We start from the raw sequence: 20725 nt of genomic DNA, 5'->3' as shown, positions 1-20725 counted from the left end.
TTCTAATCCTTCTTATTGATCATGTGATAAATCCTGAGAACGCTCATGGACAAATAGCCAAATAATGTCCATAGCACGCCACAGCCAGCTAGAATTAAGCCAAATAGCGCCATAATCTCTTGGGCAAGAGATTCTACAATGACACGGTCAGCAACCATAAGCATTAGCACACCAAAAACAAACACAAGTCCACCTTGGATCATTTTGATAAGTGCTTGCCTTGGGTTATTTCCCAGTTTCATGGCTAATTTATGTATGGCGTTTTTCATATTGGGTTGAATGAGTGCTCTGCTGTAGGCTACTTATTGTCCGACTCACCTTTAGTAAAGAGGTTTTCAAGTATACGAGCGTAAATGGTTGAAAGGTGGTTTAAGCTTTCAGCGTCTATACACTCATTAATTTGATGGATTGTAGCGTTAATAGGACCAAGCTCTACAACTTGTGTTCCCATTTTTGCGATAAAACGGCCATCAGAAGTGCCGCCCGAAGTAGATAGTTCAGGGGTAATGTTGACGGTAGTTTGCACTGCTTCAACAATGGCATCAACCAATTCGCCGGGACGAGTTAAGAATGGTAAGCCATTATAGGTCCACTCGATGTCGTAGCGTAAGTTATGCTTATCTAGGATCTCAAGTACACGAAGTTTAAGTGCATCGAAGTCCAGCTCAGAAGAAAAACGGAAGTTAAACTGCGCATTCAGTTTGCCTGGGACAACATTGGTAGCGCCTGTGCCAGATTGAATGTTGGATATTTGAAAGCTGGTTGGTGGGAAAAAATCATTACCATTGTCCCAATGAGCATTTGCCATTTCATCAAGTGCTGGTGCAGCTAGATGAATAGGATTTTCTGCCAAATGAGGGTAAGCAACGTGGCCTTGCTTTCCGTATACAGTTAAGTCACCGCTGAATGAGCCGCGGCGACCATTTTTTATGATATCGCCAAGTGTTTTGGTGCTGGAAGGTTCGCCAACAATACACCAATCGACCTTTTCCTCTCGTGCGATGAGCGCATCAACAACACGGGTGGTGCCATCGACAAATGGTCCTTCTTCATCGCTAGTGATCAAAAAAGAAATTTGCCCCTGATGATCAGGATGTTTGGCTACAAAATCTTCTACCGCAGTAACCATAGCTGCAAGGCTACCTTTCATGTCAGCGGCGCCACGTCCAAACAGCATACCATCTACAATACACGGAGAAAACGGCGGTACTTTCCATTCGCTTTCTGGGCCTGTTGGAACAACATCAGTGTGACCTGCGAAGCAAAGGTTTGGTCCAGAGGTTCCGCGTTTAGCGTAGAAGTTTTTTACTTCTCCGAAGGGCATGTATTCAATTTCGAAACCGATTTTTTTTAATCGCTCTATCATTAGATCCTGACAGCCAGCGTCTTCTGGTGTCACTGAAGGACGAGAAATGAGGTCTATGGCAAGTTTTAGTGTAGGGGACAAGTCTGACATTCTTTACCTTTGTGTTGGTTTTCGCTACCTTATAGAAGATACTGTTACTATAACAGGAGATTCAGATAAAGGTGGTCTTATGAAGTTAGGTGTTGTTGTTTTTTTAGGGTTGATTTCTGCTGGTTGTAGTCTTTTTGCGCCGCCTGTTCATCAAGAGTCGTACTTTGTTCCTGTGATACGTTCTGATACTTCAACCTCTGGTTATGTACCAACCGTAGCTCCAGCAGTACAGAGAAAAGAAAGACCTAGAATTTATACGCCTGCTTTTAACTAAAGTAGTTTTTCTGCGTATTCTTCGCTTTTAAAACCGAGCAAATATTCTGACTCTTTTAGTCTCAATAAAGGTCGCTTAATAATAGATGGCTGAGCAAGCATTATGTTAACTGCTTTTTCATTGTCTATTGTGTTTTTTACTTCATCGTCTAGCTTTCGCCATGTAGTGCCGCGTTTGTTAATGACGTTTTCCCAGCCTAATAAATCTATCCATGCTTTGGCCATTGTTTCATCTATGCCGGCTTTTTTGTAGTCATGGAAGTGGTATTCAATATTATTTTCATCAAGCCAGCGAAAGGCTTTCTTCATGGTGTCGCAGTTTTTAATGCCAAATATAGTAATCATTGTATGTTCCGTTAAAGGCCATTTTGATGCAATCAAAATGGCCTTTTGGGTTTGGTTGTTAGTTATGTGCGTGCAGCGCTTCGTTTAGCTCTATAGCGGTCTTGTTCGTTTTGCATTCAATTGCGCCAGAAGCAGAGTTGCGACGGAATAAAAGGTCTGATTGGCCAGAAAGATCGCGCGCCTTCACGGTTGATACAACTTGGTTGTTTTCATCCAAAACAGCGACTTTCGATCCAGCAGTGATATAAAGACCGGATTCAACGATACAGCGATCGCCAAGACCAATACCAATTCCTGCATTCGCACCGATCAAGCATTTCTCGCCAACAGCGATGACGATATTACCGCCACCAGACAATGTGCCCATAGTAGAACAGCCGCCACCAAGGTCAGAGCCGTTTCCTACAACAACGCCAGCAGAAATACGCCCTTCAACCATGCTGTTGCCTAGTGTGCCTGCATTGAAGTTTACAAAGCCTTCATGCATGACTGTTGTGCCTTCTGCTAAATGAGCGCCTAAGCGAACGCGAGCAGCATCACCAACTCGAATCCCTGTAGGAACGATGAAATTCAACATTTTAGGGAACTTATCAACACTGAATACTTCGATGGTGCGTCCTTCCATGCGAGCGCTTAGCTGGCGATCAGCTAATTCGCGAACGTCGATAGGACCTTCGCTTGTCCATGCGGTATTGATTAATAGACCGAACATACCGTCTAGCACAGTGTTGTGAGGTGTAACTAAGCGATGCGAGATTAGTTGAAGCTTTAGGTAAACTTCAGCAGGGCTTGTTGGTGCTTCGTCACTGGCTAGAACACAAAGAATTACAGGCTTAGTAGAGGCTTTTAGGCGAGAGGCTAATTCTGCTTGCTCGATATTGCCGGCTTTTAGAAGGCTCATGTGTAAGCGGTTTAGATCGCTTTCATCTAATACCAGCGTGCAGTTACCGCCTTCGTAATTTGTGCTTTCTAAAATGGCGTCAAGCGTACTTTTTTCTACATTTACGCTTGGTGTTGGGTAGAAAACTTCTAGCCAGTTGCCTTCTTTATTTTGTGCTCCGATGCCAAGTCCGAATGCGAAAATTGTGTTACTCATGTCTATTCTCCAACTGAGTTGTTTAACTAAAGGGGGGTAAGGGTTATCGGCGACTGAGGAAGCTTCTGATTCTTTTTGCTGCCTCAACGCACTCAGATTCTTCAGCAACTAAGGCCATGCGTACATGGCGACTGCCAGGATTATGACCATTGTCTTCTCTGCCTAAATAGCTACCGGGCAAGACTAAAACGGACTCTTCTTGATATAGCGAGGTGCAAAACTCTTCATCTGTCATGTTTAATTCAGGCCAAAGGTAAAAACCGGCCTCGGGTTTAGATATCGGCATTACTGGCGATAATATTTCTAAAACGGAGTCAAATTTGCGAGTGTATATTTGGCGATTTTTGATCACATGCTCTTCATCATTCCAAGCGGCAATGGAGGCGTCTTGATGATGGATCGGCATGGCACACCCTTGATAGGTGCGATACAACAAAAATGGCTTAAGAATAGAGGCATCACCAGCGACAAAACCTGATCGAAGGCCGGGCAAATTAGAGCGCTTCGACAGAGACTGGAATATTAGGCAGTGCTTATAATCTGTGTGACCCAGTTTATCGCAGGCTTCTAGTAAGCCCAGAGGTGGTTGGTCACCAAAGTAGATCTCTGAATAGCATTCATCTGCCACAATGGTGAAATTAAAGGTTTTGGCTTTTTCTATTAGGTAAGCGTATTCCTCTAGTGTCGTAATGCTGCCACTTGGGTTGTTGGGCGAGCAGACAAACAGTACTTCACACTGTTGCCACACCTGATCACTAACTTCTTGGTAATTTACTCTGTAGTTTGTTTCTGCTCCACAGGGTAGGAAGTGTAGGTTTGCTCCAGCAAGTATCCCTGCACCTTCATAAATTTGATAAAACGGGTTTGGGCTGACGACAAGAGCGTTCTTTTTTTCACCAACCAGTGTTTGTGTGATAGCAAACAGTGCTTCACGGGTTCCTGTTACTGGCAGGATTTCAGTGTCCGGGTTAAGCGCTTTGAGGTTAAAGCGTTTAGTCGCCCAATTGCTAATTGCCTGTCTAAGAGGGAGCTCCCCCTTTGTACTTGGGTACTTGCTTACGCCAGCTAAGCTTTTAGCTAGGGTGTCTAAAACAATCGCAGGTGCTTCGTGTTGAGGCTCGCCAATGGTTAATTTAATCAATGGCTTTTCTGGATTTGGTGTTAACCCTTCTATTAGCTCTGCGAGCTTCTGAAATGGGTATGGGTGCAAAGAATGTATAAGAGGGTTCATTTGTCTTTAGTCCATTGCTTGAGAGAAACGATCTATTTTCTCTTTTAAAAGGTCGCAGATAGTATTCATGTCATCAGGGGCTGTAATTAGATCACCATTTTCATCCGTGATGTAAAAGGTGTCTTCTACTCGTTCGCCTAAAGTGGCGATTTTAGCCTTGTGTAACATGATGTTGTGGTTCATAAAAAACTGTCCAACTAACGCCAATAGCCCCGGTCTGTCTGGAGCGGTTATTTCGAGTGCCGACCATACTTCTTCTGGTTGGCTAACAAAATGAGCGGTTGAAGGAGAGTTAAATATTTTCAAAATTCTTGGTGTATGGCGTTGTACTACGCTTTCAAACATAGATGGGGTTTCTAATTGCTCCATCAAAGTTTTGCGAATTAGCGTGATGCGTTCTTTGTCTAAATGCAGGTTGGCGTCGTTGTCATTACTGTCCATCACGACGAAGCTATCTAAACTGTAGTTGTCGCTAGTATGGCTTATTTTTGCATCTAAAATGGTTAGGCCTAATTGCTCAAAGGTAGCGGCGGTTACGGCAAAGAGGTGTTTACTGATTGGGGTGTAGATAAATATTTTACTGGCGCCAGAGAAATTGCGTCCACCCAGAGGTGTGATGGCAATGAGAGGTTTGTCGCTAGGGCGATGGCGTATAATGGCTTCTGTGTTCCAGGCAATTTCGTCACCGTTTGAGCGAATGAAATATTCCTCTTCAATGGTTTCCCATATGTTTTCTGCTTCCACGATATCAACGTTGCGTTCAATGATGATCTCTAAAGCGCGTTGTTTGTGCTCATCGCTGATCATGTCTGCGTCGATTGGGAAATCTAGGCCGCGACGGAGAGCGCGTTTGGTTTCCAAATAAAGTTGGCGCATCAATGACGCGCGCCAGCTGTTCCACATCGTTGGGTTGGTCGCGTTGATGTCGGCAACGGTGAGGATAAATAAATAATCTAGATGTTCTTGGTCTTTGACGTAGCTAGCAAATTCCCAGATAACTTCTGGATCGGATATGTCTTTGCGTTGAGCTGTCACAGACATAAATAGGTGGTTTCGCACCAACCAGACAACCAATTCAGTATCTCTTTTGGATAGACCGTGGCGTTCGCAGAAAGCTTGAGCATCGACACAACCTAGTTCTGAATGATCACCACCGCGACCTTTTGCTATATCGTGATATAAACCCGCTATGTACAGTAACTCGACTTTTGCTATATGTCGAATCGCCTGGGCCGAAATCGGGAACTTTTGTTTAAATTCGGGTAGCCAAAGGCGGCGTAAGTTTTCAACAAGTTGTAGTGTGTGCGCATCAACCGTATAAATATGAAACAAATCGTGTTGCATCTGGCCTATGATGGCTCCGAACTCGGGTAAGTAGCGGCCCAGTAGTCCGAGGTGTTTCATTGATCTTAATATGCTTGTTAGTCTGTATCGACTGGCAATGATGTCGAGAAACAGGTCTGTATTAATTTTGTCGTTTCTAAAGTCGTCGTCAATCAAGTCTAAACTGTCGCGAAGTTGTCGCATGGTGTTGGCTCGAATGCCTTTTATGTTCTCATACTCTCCATATAAAACGTACAGTTCGAGCATGCTGGAGGGCGTGTCGTTGAATAGTGACGCTGAGCGTGCTTCAAGTTGTCCATTGGCAATTTGAAAGTGATCATTGATGATTTCTACCGTATTGACTGCATCGTTTGCTAAGAAAGATTCTTCGAAGTGCTGAAGTAGTAAATCATTTAGTTGTTGGATAGCGGCAACACTCTGATAATAGCCTTGCATGAAACGTTCAACGTTGCGCTTCAAGTCATCATCATCAAAACCAAATAATTTGGTTAGGGTGCGTTGGTGATCAAAAAGTAAGCGGTCTTCTTTGCGTCCTGCGACCATGTGAAGAGCCCAGCGGACTCGCCAGAGATGGCTAACAGCGCCTTTTATTTGTATATATTCATCTTCTGATAAAAACTCTTTTTCGATGAGGGCGCTAAGTCTATGAGTATGTAAGTGGCGTTTAGCAACCCAGTCGATTACTTGCATGTCTCTTAGTCCGCCAGGGCATTCTTTTAGGTTGGGTTCTAGGTTGTATGCGGTATTTTGGTATTTTGCGTGGCGCTGTTTTTGCTCAGCTAGTTTGGCCTGATAGAAAGAGTGGCCATCCCACATTTGTGAGATATCAACATGCAATTTAAGTGTCGCTAATAGATCATCTGGGCCAATCAGTGTGCGCGATTCGATTAGATTTGTGATAACTGTGATGTCTTTCGCGGCCATTTCTGTAGATTCATCAATGGTTCGGACGCTATGGCCGACATCTAAATTGATATCCCAGAGGAAGGTGATGAATGCCTCTATTTTATCTTTTGGAGCTAATGTTTCATTTTCGATTAAGATCAGCAAATCTATGTCTGATTTTGGATGCAGTTCTCCGCGACCGTATCCGCCAACAGCAACAAGACTGACATGGATTTCGTTGTTTAATCCCTTCGATATCCATGCGGCCTGCATGATTTCGTCATAGAAACAAGATAGACCTTTAACGAGTTTTTCAATGGGGTATAGAGAATGAAAAAGGTCATTATAGCTATTGGTTTTTTCTTCAATAATGGCTTTGTAGCGGGGAATCGAACAACCCGTTTTGGAAAGTTCGTTTTTTTCTTCCGTTGTCAGTAGTGGCGGAGCGTCTGGAAAAGCAGGGAAGTCCATACAAAAGCCTCGAAGAATGAATCGTTGTTATTGGTGTTTGTGAAGTAAACTGTTAATTAAGTAAGCGTGTGTTAACTCGCTTCTCTTATGAGAAGCGAGTCTCTTCTGGTCGACGTGTTAGCACTTCAACGCCATCAGCTGTAACGAGCAAAGTGTGTTCGTATTGTGCAGATAGTCGTCCGTCTTTGGTTTTTGCAATCCAATTGTCTGGGCCTGAATGTTTAACTTGTTTCTTGCCAGCGTTGATCATGGGTTCGATAGTCAGAGTCATACCTTCTTCCAGCATGACGCCTGTGCCTGGCGTACCGTAATGGGCAACTTGAGGTTCGCCGTGAAAAGTCGTTCCAACGCCGTGCCCGCAATACTCTTCAACTACAGAGTAGTGGTGTTTGTGCGCATAGGCTGAAATGGCTGCGCCAATGTCGCCTAAGCGAGCGCCTGGTTTGACCATATCAATGGCGATATAAAGCGCCTCTTGCGTGACTTTAGCAAGTCGTTCTGCGTGAGGAAGAGCTGGGCCTGCAAAAAACATTCTGCTGGTATCACCATAATAGCCATCTTTAATAATGGTGATATCAATATTGACTACATCGCCTTTCTTTAGCGCTTTATCGTTTGGGATTCCGTGACAGATGACATCATTAACAGAGGTGCAGCAAGACTTAGGGAAGCCATGGTAGTTTAAAGGTGCTGGAATGGCGCCTTGTTCTTTAATGATGTAATTGTGAGCAATAATATCTATCTGCTCAGTTGTCACACCTGGAACCACAAATTCTTCCAGCATAACTAAAACGTCAGCGGCTAATTTTCCTGCTGTACGCATGCCCTCTAGATCACTAACGTCTGTGAAACGTGTTGACGCTGGGCGCGGAGTCCAACTAGGCGCGTCAATGCGACCATCTTTGGTTAATGCTTCAACTTTTTGTAAGATTTCGTTGCTCATAATTCACGTGTCTTAATTTGGTTTATGTCTACATAGAAACTGGTTTGCGAGATATTCTACATGACTTAAGCAGTAGAATCGCCTCTCTAAATGAAAAAAACGTGTAGATGGTGAAGCGTAAAAAATATGTTTGGGTCTTTTGGTTTTTGGTTAAATGTGGTATAAAACGCCGGCTTATAGGGCTTGTGCTCAAAATAAGTGATAATTACTTAAATCAACGATCTTGCCGCTACTAAAGAAAGTGTCTTGGGTGTCTTAGGTTGCTTTAAACCTTATTTGACTGACGCTTTTAGCTGGTAAGCATAAACAACCCAAATTTAAAGGATAGTAAAATGCCTACAGTTTCTATGCGCGACCTATTATTGGTTGGTTCACACTTCGGTCACCAAACTCGTTACTGGAACCCAAAAATGAAGCCTTTCATTTTCGGTGCTCGTAACAAGATTCACATCATTAACCTTGAGCACACTGTTCCAGCTCTTAATAATGCTCTTGAGCTTGTTAAAAAAATGGCTGAAAACAAGAATAAGGTTTTGTTTGTTGGTACTAAGCGTGCTGCATCTAAAACGATTAAAGAGCAAGCTGCTCGCTCTGGTATGCCATACGTTAACCACCGTTGGTTAGGTGGTATGTTGACTAACTACAAAACTATTCGTGCATCTATCAAGCGTCTACGTGAGCTTGAAACACAAATGTCCGATGGTACTTTCGATAAGCTGACCAAAAAAGAAGCTTTGATGCGTACTCGTGAGCTTGATAAATTAGAGCTTTCTATGGGTGGTATCAAGGATATGGGCGGCCTTCCTGATGTAATGTTCGTAGTTGACGTTGATCATGAACGTATCGCAATCAAAGAAGCTAACAAATTAGGTATTCCTGTTATCGGTATCGTTGATACTAACAGTAATCCAGATGGTGTTGATTACATCATCCCGGCTAACGATGACGCGATTCGCGCTGTTCAGTTGTACGTTGGTGCATTTGCTGATGCTGTTCTAGAAGGTCGTAATGCGACTGCAGGAACTGCTGATGAATTCGTTGAAGTAAGCGAAGCTACTGAAGCGTAAGCAAACTTTCTAGTTTGTTCTGGTTTCTAAAGGGAGGTTTCTTGCCTCCTTTTTTAAATTTGAATTGGTATAAAGAGGATTTAACATGGCCGCAGTATCTGCAGCATTGGTAAAAGAGCTACGTGATCGTACTGGCCTAGGCATGATGGAGTGTAAAAAAGCACTCGTCGCTGCTAACGCTGACATCGAAGTGGCTATCGAAGAGCTACGTAAATCAAGTGGTATGAAGGCAGCTAAAAAAGCAGGTCGTACTGCAGCTGAAGGTACAATCATTATACGTGTAGCTGATGATTCATCTTATGGCGTCTTGGTTGAAATCAATTCTGAAACTGACTTTGCTTCTCGTGATGAAGGTTTCATTTCTTTCGCTAATAAAGTGGCTGATGTTGTTTTTGCAACAAAAGAAACTGACATGGCAAAAGTGATTTCAGGCGAAATGCTTGAAGCTCGTGAAGCTTTGGTTCAAAAAATTGGTGAAAACATTACACCTCGTCGTGCTGTTATCATTGAAGGTGGTTTGGTAGGTGGTTACCTTCACGGTAATGGTCAAATCGCTGTCTTGACTCAGTTAGAAGGCGGTGATGCGGAATTAGCTAAAGATGTGTCTATGCACGTTGCTGCTGTAGCTCCTCGCGTTGTTCGTGGTGAAGATATGCCTGCTGAAGCTCTTGAAAAAGAAGAAGAAATTGTTCGTGCACAGCCAGACATGGCTGGTAAACCAGCAGAAATCGTTGATAAAATGATTGTTGGTCGTATGAAGAAATTCTTGGCTGAAAACAGCTTGACTGAACAGCCTTTTGTTAAGAATCCAGAAATAAAAGTTGGTCAGCTTGTTAAAGATGCTGGCGCAACAGTGACTTCTTTCATTCGCCTTGAAGTGGGTGAGGGTATTGAGGTTGCTGAAGTAGATTTTGCAGCAGAAGTAGCAGCACAACTTAAAGGTTAATTCCTAGTTGTAATGTCTTGCAAAAAAAAAGGGGCAGCTTGACTGCCCCTTTTTATGAAAGACAACTGCATGAGTGTCGGCTACATTAGCCTCAATTACTCAAGATATGAAATCATTGCCGGAGGTTGATATGCCAAAAGAAAAGAGTCCAAAATACAAAAGAATTTTGCTTAAGTTGAGTGGCGAAGCCTTAATGGGCGATGAGTCCTTTGGTATTGACCCTAAAGTGTTAAATCGCATCGCGTTAGAGATAGGGCAATTGCGTGGCATTGGCGTTGAAGTAGGTATCGTTATTGGTGGCGGTAATTTATTCCGTGGTCAAGCCTTGAGTCAAGCTGGCATGGATCGTGTGACTGGCGACCATATGGGGATGCTGGCGACGGTTATGAATGCATTGGCAATGCGAGATGCATTAGAGCGTGCCAATATTGCAACACGTGTAATGTCGGCTATTACTATGACAGGAATAGTTGAACCTTATGACAGACGTCGTGCTATGCGACTAATGAAAGAGGGGGATGTGCTTATTTTCTCTGCTGGTACAGGGAATCCTTTCTTTACAACAGACTCTGCTGCTTGTTTGCGTGGCATTGAGATTGATGCTGATGTTGTATTGAAAGCAACGAAAGTGGATGGTGTTTATTCTGCTGATCCAATGAAAGATCCTGCTGCTGTGAAATATGATACATTGGGTTACGATGAAGTGCTTGAAAAGCAACTAGGTGTTATGGACTTAACTGCCATTTGCTTGACTCGTGACCATGCTATGCCAATACGCGTATTTAATATGAATAAGCCCGGAGCCTTGGTTAATATCATGGTTGGTGGCAGTGAAGGTACACTGATTAAGTGAGGAAATTATGATTAACGAAATTCTTAAAGACGCAGAAGACCGTATGGGTAAAGCAGTAGCTTCTGTTGAATCTGCGTTTAAAAAAATCCGTACAGGTCGTGCGCATCCAAGTATATTAGATTCAGTTAAAGTAAATTATTACGGCTCTGAAACACCATTAAGCCAAGTGGCCAACATTACGGTTGAAGATGCGCGTACATTGGGTATATCTCCTTGGGAAAATAACCTAGTACCAGAGATTGAAAAAGCCATTATGAAATCTGACCTTGGCTTAAATCCAGCGACAAACGGCAACCTTATTCGAATTCCTATGCCTGCTTTGACTGAAGAAACGCGTAAGAATTATTTTAAACAAGCGAAAAATGAAGCAGAAAATGGTCGTATTTCCATTCGTAATATTCGCCGTGATGCTAACAGCAATTTGAAAGACCTAGTGAAAGAAAAAGAGATTTCCGAAGACGATGATCGTCGTGGACAAGATCAAGTTCAAAAAATTACTGACAAGTATGTTGCTCTGGTTGAAGAGCGTCTTGCTGCAAAAGAAAAAGACTTGATGGAAATCTAACGGAAGAAGCGAGCTTTTGAGCTCGCTTTTTTTGTTGACTAAGGTAATGCTATGTCTGAAATAGATGGCGCTGATAGTGATTCAGTAGTCGTGCCTCATCATATTGCGATTATTATGGATGGCAATAATCGCTGGGCAAAGAAAAAACATCTTCCGAGCATTGCAGGTCATACTGCAGGCGCTTCCGCGGTTCGCCGTGTAGTCGAAGCCTCAGCTAGATCGGGTGTTAAAGTGCTAACGCTGTTTGCATTTTCAAGTGAGAATTGGAAGCGTCCAAAGATGGAAGTGGATGGTTTGATGAAGTTGTTTATGCGTTCTTTGAAAAAAGAGCTGAAGCGACTTAATGAACATAAAATCCGGCTTCGAGTGATTGGGGACTTGTCTGGCTTTAGCAAAGGTCTTCGAGAGCAGATTGAAAGTACGGAAGACGCTACAAAAGACAATAATCAGATGACGTTGGTTATTGCTGCTAATTATGGTGGTCGTTGGGATATTGCTGAAGCGGCTAAAAAAGTTGCTGAGCGAGTTGCTGCTGGTGAATTGTTGGCAGAAGAAGTTAATGAATCTTCTCTGGCGGAGCACATGCAATTGGCTGATTTACCCTCTCCGGATTTGTTGATTCGTACTTCAGGAGAAGAGCGGATTAGTAACTTCATGCTTTGGCAAACAGCGTATTCTGAGTTTGTCTTCCTTCCGGTATTGTGGCCGGATTTTGATCAACAACATTTTGATGAGGCAATTCAAACTTATCAAAACCGTCAACGTCGTTATGGTGGTCGATAACCATGTTACTCCCCCGAATTCTTAGTGCCATTGTTATGGCTGTTCTATTTATCTGCGCCGTTTTTGTTTTGGATGTTTCTAGCTTTGTTTTCGCAATGGCGGTAGTTGTTGTGTTGGCTGGTTGGGAGTGGGCTAGACTGTCAGGTGTACGAAGTCAATTAGGGCGTGTTGCCTTCGCAGTGATGATAGCCGCGATATGTGTCGTTGTTTTTAATAGAGATTGGCAGGATGCCGCACTTTCTGTGAGCCCAATTTTATGGGGCCTTGCTTTGTTTTGGGTGATTCGGTACCCGTCCCTTTTAGTGTGGAAGTTTAAACTAAGCCGCTTAGTATTTGGTGCTTTTGTGTTAGTGACGACTTGGTCTGCTTTGGCTGTATTGAGACAGTCTGCTGAGTTTGTTGTTTGGGTGTTGCTTCTTATGGGATTGATTTGGGGGGCTGATACGGGGGCCTATTTTGCCGGACGTGCTTTTGGTAAAAGGAAGCTGGCACGCTTTGTTAGTCCAGGTAAATCATGGGAAGGTGTAATTGGTGGTTTGCTGCTCACTCAAGTTGGTTTGGCTGTTTTTGCCGGATTAAGTGATTTCTCGTTTAATTATTGGTTGGTATTGGCTGTAATTGGCTTTGTTACGTCGTTTGTCTCTGTGTTGGGAGATTTGACTGAAAGTCTATTTAAGCGTCATGAGGAACTGAAAGATTCAAGTCATTTAATCCCCGGCCATGGTGGCGTTATGGATCGTGTGGATAGTCTAACAGCCGCCGCTCCTATTTATGTGTTGTTGCTTAGTTTGGTGGGATGGCTTTGATGCAAGGTATTTGTCTTTTGGGGGCGACAGGATCTATTGGTCAAAGTACCTTAGATATTATTGCTCAACACCCAGAGAAATTTTCTTTGGTAAGTGCGTCCGCTAATGAAAGTGTGGATAAAATGGCGGATATATGTCGTCGTTTTAATCCGCAGCGTGTTGTTATGGGGTCGCAAAAGGCGCGGGATGAATTGGCGAGAAAGTGCCAAGATTTGACTGTGTCTTTTGAGTGGGGAGAAGAAGCTTTGGATAGTATTGCTGCTGATTCTTCTGTCGATCAGGTAATGGCTGCCATTATGGGGTTTGCTGGATTGAAGCCTACATTAGCTGGTATTCGCGCTGGTAAGCGAACTTTGCTTGCTAACAAAGAGTCCTTGGTGACAGCCGGAAAGCTTTTTATGGATGAGGTGGCTCGTAATAACGTTGTTTTGTTGCCAATAGACAGTGAGCATAATGCTATTTATCAGAGTTTGCCTCAGACGGCCAATGGTGCACATAAAATAGATGTCGCAAATATTATTTTAACGGCCTCTGGTGGACCATTCAGATCTTGGTCTATTGAAGATATGGCGAGCGTTACACCAGAGCAAGCCTGTAAACATCCGAACTGGTCAATGGGGCAGAAAATATCCATCGACTCTGCAACGCTAATGAATAAAGGGTTAGAGCTCATAGAAGCGTGTTGGTTGTTTGATGTGACACCAAACGAGGTGGAGGTCGTTGTTCACCCAGAAAGTATTGTGCATTCTATGGTGTCTTATATTGATGGGTCTGTTATCGCACAGATGGGAAACCCTGATATGAAAATTCCTATCGCTTATGGCATGAGTTGGCCACAACGTATTGAAACGAATGTATCTCCTTTGAGCTTGGTGGGCGTGGGTCGTTTAAATTTTGAGTCTCCAGATTTAGAGCGTTTTCCTAATCTAAAATTGGCTGCAGATGCTTGGTTTATGGAAGGCACGGCGATGGCGGTATTGAATGCGGCGAACGAAGTGGCTGTTTCGGCTTTTTTAAACCGTAAAATTAGCTTTCTTGATATCGCTCGTTTGAATGAAAGGGTGCTAATGTCTGCTGATATCCATGCTGTTAATACGATAGATGATGTTTTTGAGGCGGATCTTTACTCTCGTCGTCTGGCATTGGACCTAATTTCTGGCGGTAGTTTTTCATGATATTGAATATTCTTTCTATTGTTGTTTCCCTTGGCCTTCTCATAACATTTCATGAGTTTGGGCATTACTTTGTTGCGCGCCGTTGCGGTGTGAAGGTACTGCGTTTTTCAGTCGGTTTTGGTAAGCCTATTTACCGTTATGTTGGTAAGACTGGTACCGAGTTTACTTTGGCGATGATTCCGCTTGGTGGTTATGTTCGCATGCTTGATGAGCGTGAAGGAGATGTTCCTGAGTCGTTGAAGAATCAAACATTCAATTGTAAGACTGTGTGGCAGCGCATTGCGATTGTTGCTGCAGGTCCAGTTGCTAATTTTATATTAGCGATTGCTATTTACGCCCTTGTTGCTTTGCTTGGTGTGCAGTCTATTGCTCCGAAAGTAGGTGATGTTGATCAGCAATCTCCCGCTTCTCAAACTCAAATTCAGTCTGGTGACGAGCTTATTTCTCTTGCCGGTGACTCTGTTACGTCATGGGATGATGTAAATTTAGTGTTAGCAGGCTTGATCGGTAAAACAGGAACCATTATCGTTCGTTATCAATCAGAGGGTGGCGGTTCTTTACATGAAGAAACGATAGATTTAAATCGCTGGTTGGTTGGTTATGAGCCAAATAATTTGATCAGAGCGTTTGGGTTTCAACCATGGCAACCCACTGTCATTCCTATTATTGCTCAGGTCGTTGATGATGGTGCTGGCTTTACAGCGGGATTTGAGCCTGGTGATGAAATTTTATCGATTGATGGCCAGTCAGTTGCGAGTTGGCAGCAGGTTGTTGCATCGGTACAAAGTAGCCCTAATCAAGCGCTGAGTATGAAAGTTCAGCGTAAACAAGATGTCATCAATTTGACATTGTTGCCAAAGTACATGGAAAGGGACGGCAAAGTGATAGGCTATGCTGGACTGGCCGTTGTTCCGCCTGTATGGGATGAAAGCCTTATTAGGGAGCGACGGTATGGTGTATTTGAGGCTTTATCTTATGGTGTTGAACAAACCCATAAAATGGTATCTTTGACCGTTTCCTCTATTGGGAAAATGTTACAAGGGTTGATTTCAGTGGATAATTTATCCGGGCCGATAACGATTGCTAAAGTAGCAAGCGCGTCGGCGGATTCCGGAGTGCAATCTTTTTTGAAATTTATGGCGTACCTCAGTGTGAGTTTGGGGGTGCTTAATTTATTGCCTATTCCGATGTTAGATGGTGGGCATTTGGTCTTTTTTGGCATTGAAGCGATTCGACGTAAGCCTGTATCTGAACGAGTTCAGGGATTGGCTTATCGCGTTGGCGCTTCGCTTTTATTTGCTTTAATGGCTGTTGCCATTTTTAATGATATTGCCCGCTTGTAGAGAGGTATATGTGAAAGTCGTTTCAGCTGTATTGTTGGCTTTAATAAGCGTGCAGAGTTTTGCAAAAACGGTAGAAGATGTTCGTATTGATGGGCTGGTTCAAATGCCCTCAGCAAGAGCCTTTGATGTTATTGGATTTAGTGAAACAGAGTCCTATGACTCTGCTAAAGTTTATCAAGCAATTACTGCTCTTTTTAACACGGGTTACTTTAGTGATATTGATGTTTATGAAGACAGTAATGTGTTGGTGTTTGATGTTGAAGAGCGTCCTTCAATAGGTAATTTAACCATTGAAGGAAACGAGCTAGTCAAGACAGAAGACTTGGAAAGAGGTCTTAAGTTATCCGGTTTAGAAATCGGTGAAATTTATAAACCAGAAACACTTAATCAAATTGTTCAAGAACTGCAACGTCAGTATTACGCACTGGGCCGCTATAGCGCCAAAGTGGATATCAAGGTTGATGAAATGCCTCGTAACCGTACGGGAATTATGATCAATATTGATGAAGGTGATACAGCCAAGATTGTCCATATTAATATCGTCGGGAATAAAGCGTTTGATCAGGAAACACTAACAAACGACTTTGAATCTAGTGAAACGGGGTCTTGGAATCCTTTCAGTTCCGCTGATGAATACGCAAAAGCGAAAATTGAAGGTGATATTAATACTCTTAAAAGCTTTTACTTAGATAAAGGTTATTTGGATTTTAATGTTGTTTCTAGCCAAGTCAGTCTATCTGCTGATAAGCGCGATGTTTATATCGTTATTAATGTTGATGAGGGTGAACCGTACACTATAAACAAGGTTTCGTTAAGTGGCAGCTTACCTATTTCAGAAGATCGAGTTTGGTCAAAAATCACTCAGAAAACAGGCGACGTGTTTTCACGTAGCGAGGTTACTTCGATAATTGAAGGAATTTCCACAGAGCTTGGGGATCATGGTTATTTATTTACCAATGTGAATGTTATTCCTGAAAAATTTGATGATCATACGGTAAATTTGAGTTACCAAATTGCACCAGGGCCAAAAGTGTACGTTCGTCGAATTACCTTTAGTGGCAACAGTGAAACACAAGATGAAGTATTGCGTCGTGAAATGACACAATTTGAAGGTGCGCTTGCTACTCATTCAAAAATACAATCCTCTAAACGCCGTATTGAACGTCTAGGTTTTTTTAGTAGTGTTGATTTAAGGACTCGCCCTGTTGCGGGTACTTCGGATCAAGTTGATCTGGATGTGGTTGTACAGGAGCAGGCTTCAGGAAGTATTCAAGCAAGCATCGGCTACTCTCAAGAAGATGGTACGGTACTTGGTTTTGGTATTTCTAAACGTAACTTTTTAGGTACAGGTAATAAGCTATCTTTTAACGCGCAACGTACCAATCAAACACAAGATTATTCGATTAGTTATGATAACCCGTACTTTACTGTAGATGGCGTGAGTCGTGGTTTCCAAGTCTTCTATAAAACCAGTGATCATGCCGATGATGATGTGGAAGATTACGACTTAGACGAAATTGGTGTAGGTGTTAACTATGGCTACCCTATTTCGGATACCCAGCGTTTATCCTTTGGTATGACGGTAAAAGAAAGTACGGTGAAATTGGGTTATGACCCATCCAATGAAACAAAAGACTATGTCGATACTCACGGTGATAACTACGATGATGTTATTGCAAGCTTAACTTGGAGTGACAGTGATTTAGTGGGTGGGGTATTGCCCACGGATGGTTATTCAACGAGAGCCACATTAGAGGTATCGCTTCCTGTAGGTGACCAACAATATACTAAGTTAGGATTAACTTCGCAGCGTTACTGGAACCTAACAGACTCTAGTTTGTGGTTGTTCCGTCTAAAAGGCCGTCTCGGATATGGCAAAGGATATGGCGATACAGACACGCTTCCTTTCTTTGAAAACTATTTTGCTGGTGGGTCATACTCTGTAAGAGGGTATGGATCTTCATCGTTAGGGCCTAAAAACTCTTATGATGCTGGGTCCACTAATAGTAGTTCCGCACTAGGTGGTAACATCTTAATGACAGGGACAGCGGAGCTGATTTTCCCATTACCAATGGTTGAGGATCACAAATCTGTAAGGACGGCTTTATTTTTGGATGGTGGTAACGTATTTACTGATACGTGCCTTGCTGGTAATGCTGAATGTAATGAAGGTATTGATCCTGCAGAATTACGTTACAGTGTTGGATTTAGCTGGACGTGGATTACACCAATAGCGCCTCTATCATTTAACTTTGCGCGACCTTTGAATTCAAAGAGTGGCGACAAAACAGATTTTTTCCAATTCCAATTGGGAACCACTTTTTAATTTAGAACGTATTATTTAATAGGATTTAAAATGAAAAAGCTCATAACTGTAATTTTTACTCTATGCTTTATGACTAGTGTACAGGCGACAGAAGTGGCTGTGTTAGACTTTAGGGCGGCACTTTTACAAAGTAATATCGGGCAAGAGGCGGCAAAAGAGCCTAAGCAAAAAGTTGCCGCTATGGATGCGCGCCTGAAGAGCGAACAAGAAAGTCTTGAGGCTGATGCAAATAATCTAAAACGTGATGAATTGACCTTGTCTGAGGAAGAATTTAAAAAGCGTCGAGCTCAGTTAGCAGAGAATCAGAATAAAATTCGCAATATGGCTGCGAATATGCAGCGTCAAGCGAAAGAGTTAGAGCAACAGCTTATTCAATCTTTGACTCCAAAAGGTGAGGCTGCACTGAAGTTGTTAATTGAAGAGCGGAAATTAGATTTGGTGTTAAATAGACAGTTAAGTTTGTATGCAAGCGGTGCATCGGATATCACTGATGAACTTGTAGAGAGAATTAATAAGGATAATTAATATATGAGCCATACGCTAGGGCAATTGGCTGCCAATGTGCAAGGTGTAGTGAAGGGTGATCCTAATCTTATTATTAAAAAGTTAGGGACGCTGCAAAACGCTTCACCAGAAGAATTAAGCTTTTTGGCAAACCCCAGGTACCAAAGTCAGCTTGAAACGACTTGTGCTGGAGCGGTTCTTGTTAAAACTGAGGAGCTTGCTCAGCTGGTTGAAAATGCCATAGTGGTTTCTAATCCATACCTAGCGTTTGCTCAATTATCTAATTTATTTGTTCCAGTAACTCAAACATGGTCTGGGGTTCACCCTAGCGCGGTTGTGTCATCGACAGCGAAATTAGCTAGCAATGTCGTTGTGGGTCCTAATGCAGTCATAGATGATGACGTTATTATTGCCCAAGGATGCATTATTGGTGCTGGGTGTGTTCTTGGTCGTGGTGTTCGCTTAGGTGAGAATAGTAAGCTGTATCCGAATGTTACTCTTTATCATGATGTGGTGCTGGGGGCTTCTTGTATTATCCATAGTGCGGCAGTTATAGGCGCTGATGGCTTTGGTTTTGCACCGCATGAGGGACGCTGGGAAAAAATACATCAACTCGGATCTGTGGTGCTTGGCGACGCTGTTGAGATAGGTGCCAGTACAACAATTGATCGTGGCGCGATAGAAAATACTCGAATAGGCAATGGCGTTAAAATTGATAATCAAGTTCAAATTGCTCATAACGTCATAATTGGCGATAATACAGCGATTGCAGCTAATACAGCGATTGCAGGTAGTACAAAAATTGGCTCCTGCTGTACGATTTCAGGTGGCGTTGGTATAGCTGGTCATTTGACCATTATTGATCATGTGCATATTACTGGTATGACTATGATTAGTAATTCTATTTCTGAGAGTGGCTCTTACTCATCTGGAATGGGCATGGAACCAACAAATAAATGGCGTCGAACTGTTGCTAGAGTCAGAAGAATTGATGACATGGCAAAGCAGTTTTCACAGTTGAAAAAACAGGTTAATAAGTTTTTAGAGAAGGTTGATAATAAATGATGGACGTAAATGAAATCCGCCAATACCTACCACATAGGTATCCGTTTTTATTGGTGGATCGTGTTGTAGAACTGAATTTAAATGAGTCCATTATTGCTTATAAAAATGTCACCATTAATGAGCCGTTTTTTAATGGGCACTTTCCAAATCACCCAGTTATGCCTGGTGTGTTGATTATTGAAGCAATGGCTCAAGCGGCAGGTATTCTTGGTTTTAAAACCATGGATAAAAAGCCAGAAGATGGATCTATTTATTACTTTGTTGGTTCTGACAAAGCACGTTTTAAACGCCCAGTTGTGCCTGGCGATCGTTTACAGCTTGAAGCTAAAATCGTGACCGAAAAGCGTGGAATTTGGAAATTTGAATGCAGAGCAACAGTTGACGGTGAGTTAGCGTGTTCTGCTTCTATTCTGTGTGCAGACAGGAAGATATAGTGGCAATACATCCAACTACTTTAATCGATTCGAAAGCAGAGATTGACTCCAGTGTGGATATCGGTCCTTTTTGTGTGATCGGACCGAATGTAAAAATTGGAGCTGGTAGTGTTATTAAATCGCACGTTGTGATTAATGGTCATACAACGATTGGTTCTAATAATGAAATTTACCAGTTTGCTTCTGTTGGAGAAGCAAACCAAGATAAAAAGTATAAGGGTGAGCCGACACAACTTATCGTGGGCGATAACAATGTGATTCGTGAAAATGCCACCATCCACCGTGGAACGGTCCAAGATAACGGTATCACAGTCATTGGAAGCCATAACTTGTTCATGGCAAGTACACATGTCGGTCATGATTGTGTTGTGGGCGATAACAACATTTTAGCGAATTTTGCTGCCTTAGCAGGGCATGTCACGGTAGGAGATAATGTCATTCTTGGCGGTTACACTGGCATTCACCAGTTTTGCCAAGTGAATTCCTACAGTATGTGTGGCATGGGTTCTATGGTGTCCAAAGATATACCAAGGTATGTCATGGTATCAGGTAGTCCGGCGAAAGCTCATGGAATGAACTTTGAAGGCATGCGTCGTCGTGGCGTAGCCCCAGAAACTATTCGAGCATTGCGTGCTGCCTATAAAATGGTGTATTTGAAAGGCTTAACCCTTGAAGTTGCATTATTAGAACTTGAGAAAGGGGAGTTGTCTCTGATTCCTGAAGTCACCGAGTTCATATTGTCAATTCGGAATTCAAAACGTGGAATAGTCCGATAGACGCCATGTATTAAAAGAAAACCCCGGACAGTTTCGGG

21 protein-coding genes are annotated in these 20725 nt (G+C 42.7%); 14 read left to right on the top strand and 7 right to left on the bottom strand.

Annotated features, from left to right (window positions below; translation table 11 throughout):
- Positions 1-2: 2 nt before the first annotated feature.
- Positions 3-269, bottom strand: coding sequence for a hypothetical protein (locus tag JSY38_RS04670; protein ID WP_114410757.1), 267 nt, complete (start codon positions 267-269; stop codon positions 3-5).
- Between the two features lie 29 nt (positions 270-298).
- A complete protein-coding gene (dapE, locus tag JSY38_RS04665; protein ID WP_205115513.1) occupies positions 299-1456 on the bottom strand; it encodes a succinyl-diaminopimelate desuccinylase in 1158 nt (385 codons plus the stop codon).
- A 79-nt stretch (positions 1457-1535) separates the two neighbouring features.
- On the opposite strand from dapE, the gene JSY38_RS04660 reads away from it, so the two are divergent.
- A complete protein-coding gene (locus JSY38_RS04660) occupies positions 1536-1730 on the top strand; it encodes a hypothetical protein (protein WP_147270545.1) in 195 nt (64 codons plus the stop codon).
- On the opposite strand, the gene JSY38_RS04655 is transcribed toward JSY38_RS04660, so the two are convergent.
- The 5 genes from JSY38_RS04655 to map form a co-directional block, all read right to left on the bottom strand.
- Positions 1727-2074 carry an ArsC family reductase gene (locus JSY38_RS04655; protein ID WP_205115510.1) on the bottom strand — a complete coding sequence of 116 codons (348 nt, stop codon included), beginning with the start codon at positions 2072-2074 and terminating at the stop codon, positions 1727-1729. The two genes, JSY38_RS04660 and JSY38_RS04655, sit on opposite strands and share 4 nt — an antisense overlap.
- A 58-nt stretch (positions 2075-2132) precedes the next feature.
- Positions 2133-3170: a 2,3,4,5-tetrahydropyridine-2,6-dicarboxylate N-succinyltransferase gene (gene dapD / locus JSY38_RS04650; RefSeq protein ID WP_205115509.1), complete on the bottom strand. Its 1038-nt coding sequence runs from the start codon at positions 3168-3170 to the stop codon at positions 2133-2135.
- Between the two features lie 43 nt (positions 3171-3213).
- Positions 3214-4401, bottom strand: a complete 1188-nt coding sequence (gene dapC / locus JSY38_RS04645) for a succinyldiaminopimelate transaminase (protein ID WP_205115508.1) — start codon at positions 4399-4401, stop codon at positions 3214-3216.
- Positions 4402-4407: 6 nt separating this feature from the next.
- Positions 4408-7101 (bottom strand): [protein-PII] uridylyltransferase, encoded by a 2694-nt coding sequence (glnD, locus tag JSY38_RS04640; RefSeq protein ID WP_114410763.1) that lies wholly within the window; start codon positions 7099-7101, stop codon positions 4408-4410.
- A gap of 85 nt (positions 7102-7186) precedes the next feature.
- Entirely contained in the window at positions 7187-8044 is an 858-nt protein-coding gene (gene map, locus JSY38_RS04635) for a type I methionyl aminopeptidase (RefSeq protein WP_114410764.1), read from the bottom strand.
- A gap of 332 nt (positions 8045-8376) precedes the next feature.
- Between map and rpsB the strand changes: the two genes are divergently transcribed.
- The 13 genes from rpsB (at position 8377) to lpxA (ending at position 20687) form a co-directional block, all read left to right on the top strand.
- Positions 8377-9111, top strand: a complete 735-nt coding sequence (gene rpsB / locus JSY38_RS04630; protein WP_114410765.1) for a 30S ribosomal protein S2 — start codon at positions 8377-8379, stop codon at positions 9109-9111.
- 85 nt (positions 9112-9196) lie between these two features.
- On the top strand, positions 9197-10057 hold the full coding sequence (gene tsf, locus JSY38_RS04625) for a translation elongation factor Ts (RefSeq protein WP_114410766.1): 861 nt from the start codon (positions 9197-9199) through the stop codon (positions 10055-10057).
- 130 nt (positions 10058-10187) lie between these two features.
- Positions 10188-10910, top strand: a complete 723-nt coding sequence (gene pyrH, locus JSY38_RS04620) for a UMP kinase (protein ID WP_114410787.1) — start codon at positions 10188-10190, stop codon at positions 10908-10910.
- Between the two features lie 7 nt (positions 10911-10917).
- Positions 10918-11475 (top strand): ribosome recycling factor, encoded by a 558-nt coding sequence (gene frr, locus JSY38_RS04615; RefSeq protein ID WP_114410767.1) that lies wholly within the window; start codon positions 10918-10920, stop codon positions 11473-11475.
- Between the two features lie 51 nt (positions 11476-11526).
- On the top strand, positions 11527-12258 hold the full coding sequence (locus JSY38_RS04610) for an isoprenyl transferase (RefSeq protein ID WP_114410768.1): 732 nt from the start codon (positions 11527-11529) through the stop codon (positions 12256-12258).
- Positions 12259-12260: 2 nt separating this feature from the next.
- Positions 12261-13064 carry a phosphatidate cytidylyltransferase gene (locus JSY38_RS04605; RefSeq protein WP_205115507.1) on the top strand — a complete coding sequence of 268 codons (804 nt, stop codon included), beginning with the start codon at positions 12261-12263 and terminating at the stop codon, positions 13062-13064.
- On the top strand, positions 13064-14239 hold the full coding sequence (ispC, locus tag JSY38_RS04600) for a 1-deoxy-D-xylulose-5-phosphate reductoisomerase (protein ID WP_205115506.1): 1176 nt from the start codon (positions 13064-13066) through the stop codon (positions 14237-14239). The genes JSY38_RS04605 and ispC overlap by 1 nt, the downstream gene beginning before the upstream one ends.
- Positions 14236-15582 (top strand): RIP metalloprotease RseP, encoded by a 1347-nt coding sequence (gene rseP, locus JSY38_RS04595; protein ID WP_205115505.1) that lies wholly within the window; start codon positions 14236-14238, stop codon positions 15580-15582. The genes ispC and rseP overlap by 4 nt, the downstream gene beginning before the upstream one ends.
- A gap of 10 nt (positions 15583-15592) precedes the next feature.
- Entirely contained in the window at positions 15593-17908 is a 2316-nt protein-coding gene (gene bamA / locus JSY38_RS04590; RefSeq protein ID WP_239544325.1) for an outer membrane protein assembly factor BamA, read from the top strand.
- A 30-nt stretch (positions 17909-17938) separates the two neighbouring features.
- Positions 17939-18433, top strand: coding sequence for an OmpH/Skp family outer membrane protein (locus JSY38_RS04585; RefSeq protein WP_114410773.1), 495 nt, complete (start codon positions 17939-17941; stop codon positions 18431-18433).
- Between the two features lie 3 nt (positions 18434-18436).
- The gene (gene lpxD / locus JSY38_RS04580; protein ID WP_114410774.1) at positions 18437-19477 is read left to right on the top strand and encodes a UDP-3-O-(3-hydroxymyristoyl)glucosamine N-acyltransferase; all 1041 of its coding nucleotides are present in this window, start codon (positions 18437-18439) and stop codon (positions 19475-19477) included.
- Complete coding sequence (gene fabZ, locus JSY38_RS04575; protein ID WP_114410775.1) at positions 19474-19911, top strand: 3-hydroxyacyl-ACP dehydratase FabZ; 438 nt, start codon at positions 19474-19476, stop codon at positions 19909-19911. The genes lpxD and fabZ overlap by 4 nt, the downstream gene beginning before the upstream one ends.
- A complete protein-coding gene (lpxA, locus tag JSY38_RS04570) occupies positions 19911-20687 on the top strand; it encodes an acyl-ACP--UDP-N-acetylglucosamine O-acyltransferase (protein ID WP_114410776.1) in 777 nt (258 codons plus the stop codon). The genes fabZ and lpxA overlap by 1 nt, the downstream gene beginning before the upstream one ends.
- Positions 20688-20725 lie beyond the last annotated feature (38 nt).

Origin of the sequence: Marinomonas foliarum (assembly GCF_016906065.1) — a bacterium.
Classification (GTDB): Bacteria; Pseudomonadota; Gammaproteobacteria; order Pseudomonadales; family Marinomonadaceae; genus Marinomonas; species Marinomonas foliarum.
Note: the sequence above shows the minus strand (reverse complement) of the source record. Positions and strands in the feature narration are given on the sequence as shown.